This is a genomic window from Thioalkalivibrio sp. ALJ21, assembly GCF_000378605.1.
GTDB lineage: Bacteria > Pseudomonadota > Gammaproteobacteria > Ectothiorhodospirales > Ectothiorhodospiraceae > Thioalkalivibrio.
This window is the reverse complement of sequence record NZ_KB905155.1, coordinates 41,877-53,983: the sequence shown is the minus strand read 5'-3', so window position 1 is coordinate 53,983 and position 12,107 is coordinate 41,877. Positions and strand designations below refer to the sequence as shown.

General features: G+C 67.6%; 12 protein-coding genes. All 12 read right to left on the bottom strand.

Going from position 1 to position 12,107, the window contains the following annotated elements:
- The 12 genes from nirD to F579_RS0100205 all read right to left on the bottom strand — a co-directional run bounded on the left by nirD (position 1) and on the right by F579_RS0100205 (position 12,057).
- Complete coding sequence (nirD, locus tag F579_RS0100260; protein WP_018138314.1) at positions 1-372, bottom strand: nitrite reductase small subunit NirD; 372 nt, start codon at positions 370-372, stop codon at positions 1-3.
- Positions 369-2,849, bottom strand: a complete 2,481-nt coding sequence (nirB, locus tag F579_RS0100255) for a nitrite reductase large subunit NirB (RefSeq protein WP_019024778.1) — start codon at positions 2,847-2,849, stop codon at positions 369-371. Before nirB ends, nirD begins: the two co-directional genes overlap by 4 nt.
- The gene (locus tag F579_RS0100250; RefSeq protein ID WP_019024779.1) at positions 2,849-3,649 is read right to left on the bottom strand and encodes an ABC transporter ATP-binding protein; all 801 of its coding nucleotides are present in this window, start codon (positions 3,647-3,649) and stop codon (positions 2,849-2,851) included. The genes nirB and F579_RS0100250 overlap by 1 nt, the downstream gene beginning before the upstream one ends.
- Before the next feature lie 25 nt (positions 3,650-3,674).
- A complete protein-coding gene (ntrB, locus tag F579_RS0100245; RefSeq protein WP_019025552.1) occupies positions 3,675-4,607 on the bottom strand; it encodes a nitrate ABC transporter permease in 933 nt (310 codons plus the stop codon).
- A 48-nt stretch (positions 4,608-4,655) separates the two neighbouring features.
- Entirely contained in the window at positions 4,656-5,960 is a 1,305-nt protein-coding gene (locus F579_RS0100240; RefSeq protein ID WP_019025551.1) for a CmpA/NrtA family ABC transporter substrate-binding protein, read from the bottom strand.
- A 467-nt stretch (positions 5,961-6,427) separates the two neighbouring features.
- A complete protein-coding gene (locus F579_RS0100235) occupies positions 6,428-7,753 on the bottom strand; it encodes a nitrate regulatory protein (RefSeq protein ID WP_019024782.1) in 1,326 nt (441 codons plus the stop codon).
- Between the two features lie 126 nt (positions 7,754-7,879).
- Complete coding sequence (locus F579_RS0100230) at positions 7,880-8,236, bottom strand: DsrE family protein (protein ID WP_018862470.1); 357 nt, start codon at positions 8,234-8,236, stop codon at positions 7,880-7,882.
- 91 nt (positions 8,237-8,327) lie between these two features.
- Entirely contained in the window at positions 8,328-8,570 is a 243-nt protein-coding gene (locus F579_RS0100225) for a hypothetical protein (RefSeq protein ID WP_019024783.1), read from the bottom strand.
- A 70-nt stretch (positions 8,571-8,640) separates the two neighbouring features.
- Positions 8,641-9,279, bottom strand: coding sequence for a TIGR04282 family arsenosugar biosynthesis glycosyltransferase (locus F579_RS0100220; protein WP_019024784.1), 639 nt, complete (start codon positions 9,277-9,279; stop codon positions 8,641-8,643).
- Positions 9,272-9,976: a TIGR04283 family arsenosugar biosynthesis glycosyltransferase gene (locus F579_RS0100215; RefSeq protein ID WP_019024785.1), complete on the bottom strand. Its 705-nt coding sequence runs from the start codon at positions 9,974-9,976 to the stop codon at positions 9,272-9,274. The genes F579_RS0100220 and F579_RS0100215 overlap by 8 nt, the downstream gene beginning before the upstream one ends.
- 14 nt (positions 9,977-9,990) lie before the next feature.
- Positions 9,991-10,686, bottom strand: coding sequence for a TVP38/TMEM64 family protein (locus tag F579_RS0100210; protein ID WP_019024786.1), 696 nt, complete (start codon positions 10,684-10,686; stop codon positions 9,991-9,993).
- Between the two features lie 6 nt (positions 10,687-10,692).
- A complete protein-coding gene (locus tag F579_RS0100205) occupies positions 10,693-12,057 on the bottom strand; it encodes a replication-associated recombination protein A (protein ID WP_019024787.1) in 1,365 nt (454 codons plus the stop codon).
- Positions 12,058-12,107 lie beyond the last annotated feature (50 nt).

Sequence of the window (12,107 nt, the reverse complement as noted above, 5' to 3'; positions counted from 1 at the left end):
TCAGCCCGCCTCGCGGCAGGCGACCGGTGCCGCAGCGGGATCGTCCGCGGCGTCGCCCGTGGCGCCGGAGAGATCCAGCCACACCTGACCGTCGGTCACCCGGATCGGGAAGGCATGGGTGCAGCCACTGTCCGCCCCGGTGGCCTCGCCGGACTGCAGGTCGATCACCCAGTTGTGCAGCGGGCAGGTCACGCGCTCGCCGTGGACGATGCCCTGCGACAGCGGCCCACCCTTGTGCGGGCACTGGTCGCGCAGGGCAAACACGCGGTCATCGGCTGTGCGGAACACGGCGATGTCTCCGTTCGGGCCCGCCACTACGCGCGCGCCCAGCGACGGGATGTCCTCGAGCGGACAGATCGCAAGCCAGCTCATGCCGACACCCCCTGGCGCGGGGCCGCGTCCACCGGCTTGATCGGGATGAACTCGTGCGCCGCATGCCCGGCGGCACGTTCGGCCCAGGGGTCCACCTGCGCCACCTCCTGCGACTCCAGGAAGCGGGCGTACAGCGCCGCGCGGTTCTCGGCGTCGTCCACCAGGCGTTCCTTCACCCGGGTCAGGCCGACGCGCTCGATCCACGGGGCGGTGCGCTCCAGGTAGCGCGCATCTTCGCGGTAGAACTGCATGAAGGCCCCGGCGTATTCGAGCACCTCGGCCTCGGTCTCCACCTTGCAGAGGAAGTCGGTGGCGCGGACCTTCACCCCGCCGTTGCCGCCCACGTGCAGCTCGTAACCCGAGTCCACGCAGACCACACCGAGGTCCTTGATCGTCGCCTCGGCGCAGTTACGCGGACAGCCGGAGACCGCCATCTTGAACTTGTGCGGGGTCCAGGAGCCCCAGGTCATCCGTTCCAGCTGGATGCCGAGTCCGGTCGAGTCCTGGGTGCCAAAGCGGCACCATTCGGAGCCGACACAGGTCTTCACCGTACGCAGGGCCTTGCCGTAGGCATGGCCGGAGACAAACCCGGCGTCGCCGAGATCGCGCCACATCGCCGGCAGGTCGGCCTTCTTCACCCCCAGCAGGTCGATGCGCTGGCCGCCGGTGAACTTGACCGTGGGCACCTGGTAGCGCTCGGCCACCTCGGCGATCGCGCGCAGCTCGGCCGGGGTGGTCACCCCGCCCCAGATGCGCGGCACGACGGAATAGGTACCGTCCTTCTGGATGTTGCCGTGGGCGCGCTCGTTGATGAAGCGCGACTGGGCATCGTCCTGGTAGTCCTTCGGCCAGGCCGCCAGCAGGTAGTAGTTGAGCGCCGGACGGCAGACATGGCAGCCGTCCGGGGTCTTCCAGTCGAGGGCCTCGAACACCGCGTCCATGGTCTTCAGCCCGTCGCGGCTGATCGCCGCGCGCACCTCGTCGTGGCTGTGGTCGGTGCAGGCACAGACCGGCTTTTTCGCCGGGGCGTCGGAGTAGTCGCCGCCCAGCGTGGTGGCAAGCACGGACTCCACAAGCCCGGTGCAGGAGCCACAGGAGTTCGACGCCTTGGTGTGGGCACGCACGTCCTCCAGCGTGAACAGCTTGTGCTCGCTGATCGCCTGGACGATCTCGCCCTTGCACACGCCGTTGCAGCCGCAGATCTCGGCCTCGTCGGGCATCGCCGCGACCCGCGAGGCCTCGTCGCCGTGACCGGAGTCGCCGATATGCGCCTGGCCGAACAGCAGGTTCTCGCGGATGTCGGCCACCGGCGTTCCGTCCCGCATCAGCTGGAAATACCAGGAGCCGTCCAGGGTATCGCCGTACAGCACCGCCCCCTGGATACGGTTGTCCTTCAGCACCAGGCGCTTGTAGACGCCGCGCGCGGCATCCTTGAACACCAGGTCCTCGGTGGTCTCGTCACCGGTGAAGTCGCCGGCGGAGAACAGGTCGATCCCGGTGACCTTCAGCTTGGTGGAGGTCATCGAGCCCTCGTAGCGCCCGATGCCGTACTCGGCCAGGTGGTTGGCGCAGACCTTCGCCTGCTCCCACAGGGGCGCGACCAGGCCGTAGGTGGCGCCGCGGTGCTGCACGCACTCGCCGACCGCGTAGATCGACGGGTCATAGGTCTGCATCGTGTCGTTCACCACCACGCCGCGCTCGCAGTGCAGCCCGGCGGACTCGGCCAGCGCGGTGTTCGGGCGGATGCCGACCGCCATCACCACCAGATCCGCCTCGACCTCGCTGCCGTCGGTGAAGCGCACGCCGGTGACGCGGTCCTCGCCCAGGATCGTCTCGGTCTGATGCGCCATGCGGAAACGCATGCCACGCTGCTCCAGCGAGCCGCGCAGCATCCCGGCGGCCTCGGCATCCAGCTGGCGCTCCATCAGGTGATCCATCAGGTGCACCACGGTGACCTCCATGCCCTGGCGCATCAGGCCGTTGGCGGCCTCCAGGCCCAGCAGGCCGCCGCCGATCACTACCGCATGCCGGTGTGCGCGGCTGGCCTCGAGCATCGCATCCACGTCGTGGATATCGCGGAAGGCGACCACGCCCTCCAGTTCGTGCCCCGGCACCGGGATCATCACCGGATCGGAGCCGGTCGCCAGCAGCAGGCGGTCATAGGGCGCCTCGGTGCCGTCCTCGGCGATCACCCGCCGGTTCACGCGGTCGATCCGCTCGATGCGCCGGCCCTTGTGCAGGGTGATGCCGCGTTCGGCATACCAGGCATCGTCGTTCAGCATGATCTCGTCGACGGTCTTCTCCGAGGCGAGCACCGGCGAGAGCATGATGCGGTTGTAGTTGCCCCAGGGCTCGGCACCGAACACGGTGATGTCGTACATGTCCGGCTTGAGCTTCAAAAGCTCCTCGACCGTGCGCATCCCGGCCATGCCGTTGCCGATCAGGACCAGCCGCGGCTTCTCGTTCGCGGTATCCATCACGCGGCCTCCGACTCGGGGTTCTTGTGGCGCTCGTGGAGAAAGCGCAGCACCTCGGCCCGGTAGTGGTTGTATTCGGCGTTGTCGGCCATCGCCAGGCGCTCGCGCGGCTTCGGCAGGTCGATCTCCAGGATCTCGCCGATGGTCGCCGCCGGGCCGTTGGTCATCATCACGATGCGGTCGGACAGCAGCACCGCCTCGTCCACATCGTGGGTGACCATCAGCACGGTGTTGCCCAGCTCCGACTGGATGCGCATCACCTCGTCCTGCAGATGGGCCCGGGTCAGCGCATCCAGCGCGCCGAAGGGTTCGTCCATCAGCAGCACCTTCGGCTCCATCGCCAGCGCCCGGGCGATGCCCACGCGCTGCTTCATGCCGCCGGAGATCTCGTCCGGGCGCTTGTCCAGCGCGTGGCTCATGCCGACCATGTCCAGAGTCTGCAGCACCCATTCGCGGCGCTCGGCGGCGGACTTGGTGCCCTTGAAGGTCTTGTCCACCGCCAGCGCCACGTTGTCGCGCACGGTCAGCCAGGGCAGCAGGGAGTGGTTCTGGAACACGACGCTGCGGTCCGGGCCCGGCTTGCTGACCTCCTTGCCGTCCAGGATCACCGCGCCGGTGCTGGTCTCCAGCAGCCCGGCGACGATATTGAGCACCGTCGACTTGCCGCAGCCGGAGTGGCCGATGATGGAGATGAACTCGCCGCGGTCCACGTGCAGGTCGACGTCGCGCAGCACCTCGCTGGCTGTCGGGCCTTCGCCAAAGGTCTTGTGGACGTGTTCGATGGAGAGATAGCTGGTCATGATGATTCTCCTGTGAGGGGCCGGATCAGCCGGCCTGCGTGCCGCGGGTGACCCATTTGCCGACGATCGCGACCAGGCGGTCGAGGAAGAACCCGACCAGGCCGACGTAGACCAGGGCCAGCACGATGTCGCTGAGCATGGAGGCGTTCCAGGCATCCCAGATGAAGAAGCCGATGCCGACCCCGCCGATCAGCATCTCGGCGGCGACGATCGCCAGCCAGGCGAGGCCGATGCCGATGCGCAGACCGGAGAAGACATACGGCGCGGCGGCCGGGAGCATGATCTTGGTGAAGTACTCAAGACCGTTCAGGCGCAGCACGCGGGCCACGTTGACGTAGTCCTGCGAGATGTTCCGGATGCCGACCGAGGTGTTGATGATGATCGGCCAGATCGCGGTGATGAAGATCACGAAGATGGCCGACGGGTTGCTGGCCTGGAACGCAGCCAGGGAGATCGGCAGCCAGGCCAGCGGCGGCACGGTGCGCAGCACCTGGAACAGCGGGTCCAGCCCGCGCATCGCCCAGGTGGACTGGCCGACCAGCACGCCGAGACCGATCCCGGCGACCACCGCCAGGGCGTAGCCGTAGGCCACACGTTCCAGGCTGGCGAGCAGCTGCCAGGCCATACCCACGTCGTTGCCGCCGTAGTCATAGAACGGATTGATGATCAATTCCCAGGTGTCCGTAATCACCTGACTCGGGGCGGGCAACACGGCTCCCTGGGAGGACGCCATCATTTCCCACAGAAGCAAAAAAAACGCAGTCACGATCACCGGCGGCAGGACTACCGTGGCGGAGTTGCGCAGGCGCCGCGACCAGACGCCGGGATCGGCGGGCACCCCGCCGGACCGGGCCGGAGGTGCTGTCTGTCGGGCCACTGGGGCCGTGGAGGTTTCCCTCACCGCCGGGCGTTCGCGCCCGGCACCGAAGGTCATGGTGCGGTCGATAATGGCACTCATCATCCAATCCTCTTGAATCGTCGGTACAGGTGTCGTCGGGCCGTCGCGTCAGGACGCGATGGCCTTGATCTCCAGGCTGTCGAGGTAGGCCTGCGGGTCTTCCGGGTCGAAGACCTTGCCGTCGAAGAATTCCTCCTTGCCACGCGAAGTCGACTCGGGGATGGCGGCCGAGTCGATGCCGAGCGTGTCGGCCGCCTCGCGCCAGATATCCTCGCGGTTGACCTCGTCTACCAGGGCCTGCATGTCGAGATCCGGCGGCAGGTAGCCCCAGCGGATGTCCTCGGTAAGGAACCACAGGTCGTGGCTCTTGAAGGGATAGGAGGCCTGATCGTTCCAGTAGCGCATGCGGTCGGGGTGGTCCTCGACCACGCGGCCGGTGCCGTAGTCGAAGTGCCCCTGCATGCGGTCGATGATGTCGCCGTACGGGGCATGGATGTAGCGCCGGCGCGAGCAGATCTCGGCGACCTCCTCGATATTCGCCGGGTCCTCGCAGTACATCTGCGCCTCCATCACCGCCATGGTCAGGGCGCGGGCCGCATTCGGGTTCGCCTCCACCCAGTCCGCGCGCATGCCCAGCGCCTTCTCGGGATGGTTGTGCCAGAGCTCGCCGGTGGTGTTCGCGGTATAGCCGATGCCCTGGTTGATCAGCTGCATGTTCCAGGGCTCGCAGACACAGAAGGTGTCCATGGAGCCGACGCGCATGTTGGCGACCATCTGCGCCGGCGGCACGACGATGGTGGAGATGTCACGGTTCGGGTCGATCCCGCCGGCCGCCATCCAGTAGCGAATCCACAGGTCATGGGTCCCGCCGGGGAAGGTCATCGCCGCGCGCACCTCGTCGCCCCCGGCGCGCTTTTCCGCCAGCGCGGTCTTGAACTCGCCGGTATCCAGGCCGACCTTCAGATCGGCGTACTCATCCCCCACCGAGATGCACTGCCCTGCCAGATTCAGCCGCGCGAGGATGCTCATCGGCGTACCGCGACGATGGATCAGGTAGGGCATTGGCGTCAGGATGTGGGAACCGTCGATGCCGCCGCGGCGCGAGCCCAGTTCCAGGTTGTCGCGCACCGTGCCCCAGGAGGACTGCTTCAGCACCTGTACATCCGGCATACCGTGGTCGGCGAAGAAGCCCTTCTCCAGCGCGACGAACAGCGGTGCGGCATCCGTCAGGGCGATAAATCCCAGCTTTGCCTCGGTGGTCTCCGGTTTGCCGTTGCCGGCCTTCGCATAGCCCCAGGGCGCGGCCCCGGACACACCCAGCGCGGTCGCGCCGATCCCGGCGGCCATACCGCCCAGGAAACGCCGGCGCGACAGGCCGGAGGGTTGCTTCGTGTCATTCGTGTAATCGGTCATTGCGGGCTCACTCCCCTTGTCAGCAAACACGTCCAAAAACGAAAAAAGGCGTCGCATCAGCCCGGCCGCGTTTGCAGCCGGGTGATGGACGCCTTTGTCCAGTCCCATGGGAGACCCGGTCATCGGGTCTCCCTGTTGTCAGGCGACGAACCGCCATTGGCTCGTCTTGCTCAGTCTCCTGCAGGAGGTGTGCCAATTAGCTGTTGCTAATCGACTCTCGTGGACCAAAGCCCAACCTGACGCGGAAAAATCGGACGGTTCCCGGTAAACAATCGAATCCTGGCAGGGGAATGACGATCACAAGCGGCACCACCCTGGGGCACGCCGGCGGTGCAGATGAACCGCTCTGGTGCACACCCCGTAGGAGCCGCCTTGGCGGCGAAGCCCCTGCCATTGTCGGACACTGGCAGGGGCTTCGCGGGCAGGCCCGCTCCCACAGGGGCGGAATCCCTTTCCCCGCGTATTAGCTACAGGTCGCCCTTGCCCAGGAGGTCGGACATCGCGACGGTCGCCTCGGCGACCTCGGCCAGGCGCCGGTTCTGGTTCATCGCCGTCTGGCGCAGGAGCTTGTAGGCCTGATCCTCGCTGAGGCCGCGGTGCTGGATCAGCAGCGCCTTGGCGCGCTCGATGGTCTTGCGTTCGGCCAGGGCCTGGCGTGCCGCATGCAGTTCGTCCTCCACCGACTGCAGCCGGGTCGCCTGGCGCTGCACCAGGTCCATCACCGAGTGCCCGACGATCGGGACGTTGAGTACGGTCTCGCCCTCCTCCTGCGTGCTCTCCAGGCCCTCCGGCGCGCCGAAAAACACCGCATACGGCACGCTGTCGCGCAGCTCCGACTCGGCGAGTTGCTCCACCCGATCACGCACGGCGCCCAGGTCCGCGCGATCCGCCGTGATGCGTGCCGAACAGCACTCGTTCAGGTGCATCTCCAGCAGGTCCTCGATCTCCTTCATTGCGTCGATGCGCGCGGTGGTGCAGGCAAACCAGGTCTCGGCGCGGGCCGGGTCCGGCAGGGGATCGCCCCGGAGATCGCCGTGGGTACAGGCCTGACGGCGCAGCCGCTCGACCTCCGCCGCGAAGCCCGCGCCCTGCAGTTCCTGCCAGGCCGCGCAGGCGGGCTTCGGGGCAAACTCGGAGAAGATCCGAAACGAGCGTTCCTGGGCATCGATCCGGTGCAACAGGGACTGGCGCAGTTCGCCATCGAACACGCCCTGACCAAAGCCGGCGGCCCCGATCGCGCGTTCCTGGCCCGCCAGCTCCTTGCCCTGCATGAAGTTCAGCAGGGCCACCAGGGCCCGCGAGACCTCCGGGTCCGTGGCGGAGTCAGCGGCCTCGAACACCACTGCCAGCAGCGACCGGATCAGCTCGCTGAAGCCGCGCATCGCCTCCATCGGCGAGAGCGTGCGTTCGCTGACCTCCGCCCGCAGGCTGGGCAGACCCGACAGGCCATGCAGCGCCAGCGCCATGCGCCCCAGCAGACGGCTGCGCGCGTGGGCACAGGCCCCGGGCTCCAGCCAGCCATCAAGGTGTTCACGAAACGCCTGTGCGGTGGTGTCGGATTCAGCTCGGTACTGCGCCAGTTCGTCCGCATAGCGCTGGCCACCGGAGCCGATCCAGAGGCTGGAGGCACCGCGTTCGCGCTGGAGCTGATGCACCAGCGCGCGGATGCGCCCGACCAGCTGTACCGCCTCCAGCAGGCGCTCCAGGCTCACTACCTCGCACTTGCGCGAGGCGACCAGGAAGTCGCCAATGGCCTCTTCGAAGGAAAAACTCGGGGATTGGGTCTGGGTCATGCTCGTCGTCCGTGGATCACTCCCGGAACAAACAAGCATGCGATGTGCCAGTTCGAGGGGCTGACACAGGAGACACGGGCAAAACGGGCGGGGGATCACACCCCACCCGCGGACCTGCCCGCTCGATCAGAAGCTCATGGAGCGGTCGAACTCGGCAACGGCCTGGACGTACTGACCCATGCCGGCCATCTCGGCGTTCGGCAGAAAGTTGTGCTCGCCGACGTCGCGGCCGTTGGCGCAGGCTTCGCAGGCCCAGAACGGGACGCCTTCCTCGACCAGCGAATCCACGATGTCCTTCATCGCCGGCATGTTGTGGCCGACGATCTTGTCGTAGACATTGCGGTTGGCGATGTTCACGGCCTCGCCCTGCAGCCAGACGGTCACGTCATGGCCCTGCTGCTTGGCCACGTTCGCGGCGATCATGCCGAGGGTGGCACGGGTCGGGTCGTCGGTACCGGCAGTGACAGAAACAATAAAACGCATGGGACTCTCCTTGGTCACGTCAAAGTGGCAGGCACCGTAGCGACCCGGGCCGGGACCGTCGAGTTCCCACAAGCCTCAAGGAGGCGCCGAGTCAGGAAGCGCCTTTCGACGCAATACTCATGCGATAGAGCTTGAAGGCCATCAGCAACCAGGGGATGGCATGCATGATCAGGTCGAGGATATCGATCGGGCGGGTCAGCTCGCCCTGGAAGAGCCAGCGGATCTTCTCGACGATGTGCGGCTCGGGGACATAGGGCGACAGCCCCAGGGTGGCCACGAACAGCGCAAACAGCCACAGTGGGGAGCGGTCAACCCAGGCAACAAAGGCTTTCATGGCGCGCATCCTACCCGAAGCCTGGCCCGGCTTGCGACTGCCCCGGTAACGGGGTCCCGGAGAGGCGCTCTCAAGGCGCCGTTATGCCTCTCAGGAGCGCTGGCGGACAGTGCACCAGGTCTTCCGGGCGGTCGATGTCGGAACGCGATTCCAGCTCAGCCCAGGCAAGACCCCGCGCCCGGGCCCGTTCACGGGTCTGTTTCAGCACCCGGTCGCTGCCCCACTCGATGGCCTCGAACAGCCCGGGTACGGGCCGGGCGGTGGCCAGAAGCACGTAACCGCCATCCAGTGCCGGGACCAGTGCCACGTCCTGCCCTCCGGCCAAGGCTTCACGGGCAGCGATCAGGTCCTCGACACCCAGCGTCGGGGCATCGGAGCCCATCACCAGCGCCGGAAACGGACCCGCCTCCAGCGCATGGCGCATGCGCGCCCCCAGGTCACCGCCCCGCTGCCTGTGCAGGGAACAGCCAAAGCGTTCGGCGCAGTGCTTGAAGAACGGATGATCGGAACCCGGGCTGCACCACAGCTCCACCTGGTCCGGCGCCACCTGACGGGCTACGTCCAGCGCGTGTTCCAGCAGCCGCTCGTGCAGCCGTGCAGCGCCCTCGGCACCCAGCGCGGGGATCAGTCGGGTCTTGGTCCGGCCCGGCTCGGGCGCGCGGGCAAAGACCAGCACGCGCAGCGCATCCAGCGGCCGACGCTCAAGCATCGCCACGATACAGTCGCGCCAGCCCGTCCGGGTTTGCACCCAGCCAGTAGGCCAGGCGCAGCCGCCACATCAGCCAGATCGTGCGCCATGCACCCTGCTGCTCCCAGCGCCGGGACGACGTGACCAGCCGGGTGCGCAGGCACTTTGGGCGTCCCACCGAGCGCTTCAGTCGCCGCGAGAACTCGATGTCCTCCATCAACGGCTGGTCCGGCCAGCCGCCTACGGCATTGAACGCCGAGCGTGTAATGAAGATGCCCTGGTCCCCGGTCGCAATCCCGCTCAGACACGAGCGCAGATTCATCATCGCGGCGATCAGCGCGAATATCGCGCGACCGCCCGACAAGCGGACATCGAAACGTCCCCAGGCGCAATCGCCCCGGGCCACTACGTCGCGCAGCGCATGCACCGCAACCCCGGCCCCGTCCGGGAACGCAGTGTCGGCATGCAGGAACCAGAGCACCTCGCCGCGGGCGCGCTCGGCTCCGGAATTCATCTGCCGTGCACGCCCCGGTGCACTGGACAGCACACTCACGCCGCGTTGTTCTGCCTGCCGGACAGTCCCGTCCGTGCTTCCCCCGTCGACCACGATCACCTCACAGTCGAGGATCTCCCTCAACGTATCCAGCAAGGGCGGGAGGGACTCGGCCTCGTTCAGCACCGGGATAATCACGGACAGGAAGGGCGACTCCCGCGACATGGTTGCCGTGAAACTCAGGCCAGCGACTGGACGGATTTCTGCCCCTGCCAGATCCGGCGCAGCAATCGAGGCAGCAACAGCAGCAGGGCCAGCACGGCGAGAATCGCCAGCCCCAGCTGAACGTGGCTGTCCGCATCGCCCGCCACCATCTCGCGCGTGGCGTGTCCCAGCCAGGCATAGGCGAACAGGCTGGGGATCAATGCGACCAGGGTCGTAACCGTGAATACGGTGAGCGGCATGCGCACCAGGCCGAGGGCGTAGTTGGTCGGGGCGAACGGAAACACCGGCACCAGCCGCGTCAGTGCGACCACGCGCCAGCCCTCGGCCTCCACATCCTCGCGCAGCCGAGCACTGCGCGGACCCAGACGCGGTTCCAGCCAGGGTTGCAGCCAGGTGCGCGCCAGCATGAACGCGATGATCGCAGCAATGGTCGCCGCCAGCAGGCTCAGCGCCCCGCCGGTGAACGGTCCGAACAGCGCGCCCCCGAGCAGGATCCAGAAGGTGCTGGGCAGCGGGAACAGCGCAAGGACGATAAAGGCCAGCACAAACACCATGTAGGCGCCCGCTCCCCAGCTGGCCAGCCACGCCTCGACGTCCTCCAGCGGCAGCAGCAGTTCCGGCCACTCAGTGGTCAGCGCGACCCAGATTAGCGAGCCTGCCAGCAGGATCGCAGCCATCAGCCACCAGCGCTTGGGATGCTGTACCGGCATAGTCCCCTAACCTTCGCCGTCGCCGCCGCGCAGCCGCTCCAGCCGCTCGGCCAGCGCGCGCTCCGTGCCCTCGCGTTTCGCCCGATAAAAGCGCTGATCCTCCAGCCCCTCGGGCAGATAGACCTGCCCGCGCGCGAAACCGTCCGGTTCATCATGATCATAGCGATATCCGGCGCCGAACCCCTCCTCGCGCATCAACTCCGTAGGGGCATTGCGAAGATGCAGGGGCACGCCGGGGCTGCCCGTCTCGCGGATGCTGGCGCGGACCTCGTTCAACGCCGCATAGGCGCTGTTGCTCTTGGGGGCGGCGGCCAGCTCGATCGCCGCCTGGATCAGCGCGAGGTCGCCTTCCGGCCGTCCGAGGCGCTCCATCGTCTGCCAGGCCGCCAGCACCCGCGCCCCCAGCCCCACGGCCGCCAGCCCGATGTCCTCGTAGGCCATGCGCAGCAGGCGCCGGCCGAGATAGCCCGGATCGCAGCCGGCATCCAGCATGCGCGTGAGCCAGTACACGGCCGCGCCGGGATCGGACCCGCGCACCGACTTGTGCAGAGCGGAGATCTGGTCATAGAAGGCGTCGCCCTGGCGATCGAAGGCCAGGCTCTGCGCACCCATCACCGCGCGCAGGGCGTCGGCGGTGATCTCGCCGTCGCGCGCCAGATCCGAGGCGGTCTCCAGCCAGTTCAGAGCCCGCCGGGCATCGCCATCCGCCGCGCGGGCCAGCCGCTGGCGTTCGGTGGGCTCCAGCCGCAGCCCGCGCCCCCCGAATCCGCGCTCGGGATCGCTCAGCGCCCGGTCAATCAACGCCTCGATCGCCTCGGCGCCAACGGACTCCATGCGATAGACACGCGCCCGCGACAGCAATGCACTGTTGAGCGCGAATGACGGGTTCTCGGTCGTGGCCCCGACGAAGGTCAGCGTGCCGTCCTCGATGTGCGGCAGCAGGGCATCCTGCTGGCCCTTGTTGAAGCGATGGATCTCGTCGATGAACAGCAGCGTGCCAACCCCGTTGCGTCGCCGGGCCTTCGCCGCGTCCACCACCGCACGCACGTCCTTGACGCCGGCCAGCACCGCCGACAGCGTCACCAGACGCTGTGCCCCGGCCGCCGCCACCAGGCGGGCCAGTGTGGTCTTGCCGCAACCCGGCGGGCCCCACAGGATCATCGACGGAGTCTGCCCCTGCTCGATCGCCTGGCGCAGGGCGGCATCCGGGCCGACCAGGTGATCCTGGCCCACCATCTCGTCCAGCCGTGCCGGGCGCATGCGCTCGGCCAGCGGTGCATTCGGGTCCGGGCCCTGTGCGGCGGGTTCGGGCTCTGGGGGCAGTCCGCCCGCATCCGGACCGAACAGGTCGCCTTCGGAGGTATTGCTCATCGTTTCAGTGTACCGCGCCCGCCGCGAACATTGGCCGATACATGGCACAC

Bases quoted from the DNA above. Each gene is read 5' to 3' on its own strand.
- nirD (WP_018138314.1), bottom strand. From the start codon at position 372: ATGAGCTGGCTTGCGATCTGTCCGCTCGAGGACATCCCGTCGCTGGGC.
- nirB (WP_019024778.1), bottom strand. From the start codon at position 2,849: ATGGATACCGCGAACGAGAAGCCGCGGCTGGTCCTGATCGGCAACGGC.
- F579_RS0100250 (WP_019024779.1), bottom strand. From the start codon at position 3,649: ATGACCAGCTATCTCTCCATCGAACACGTCCACAAGACCTTTGGCGAA.
- ntrB (WP_019025552.1), bottom strand. From the start codon at position 4,607: ATGAGTGCCATTATCGACCGCACCATGACCTTCGGTGCCGGGCGCGAA.
- F579_RS0100240 (WP_019025551.1), bottom strand. From the start codon at position 5,960: ATGACCGATTACACGAATGACACGAAGCAACCCTCCGGCCTGTCGCGC.
- F579_RS0100235 (WP_019024782.1), bottom strand. From the start codon at position 7,753: ATGACCCAGACCCAATCCCCGAGTTTTTCCTTCGAAGAGGCCATTGGC.
- F579_RS0100230 (WP_018862470.1), bottom strand. From the start codon at position 8,236: ATGCGTTTTATTGTTTCTGTCACTGCCGGTACCGACGACCCGACCCGT.
- F579_RS0100225 (WP_019024783.1), bottom strand. From the start codon at position 8,570: ATGAAAGCCTTTGTTGCCTGGGTTGACCGCTCCCCACTGTGGCTGTTT.
- F579_RS0100220 (WP_019024784.1), bottom strand. From the start codon at position 9,279: ATGCTTGAGCGTCGGCCGCTGGATGCGCTGCGCGTGCTGGTCTTTGCC.
- F579_RS0100215 (WP_019024785.1), bottom strand. From the start codon at position 9,976: ATGTCGCGGGAGTCGCCCTTCCTGTCCGTGATTATCCCGGTGCTGAAC.
- F579_RS0100210 (WP_019024786.1), bottom strand. From the start codon at position 10,686: ATGCCGGTACAGCATCCCAAGCGCTGGTGGCTGATGGCTGCGATCCTG.
- F579_RS0100205 (WP_019024787.1), bottom strand. From the start codon at position 12,057: ATGAGCAATACCTCCGAAGGCGACCTGTTCGGTCCGGATGCGGGCGGA.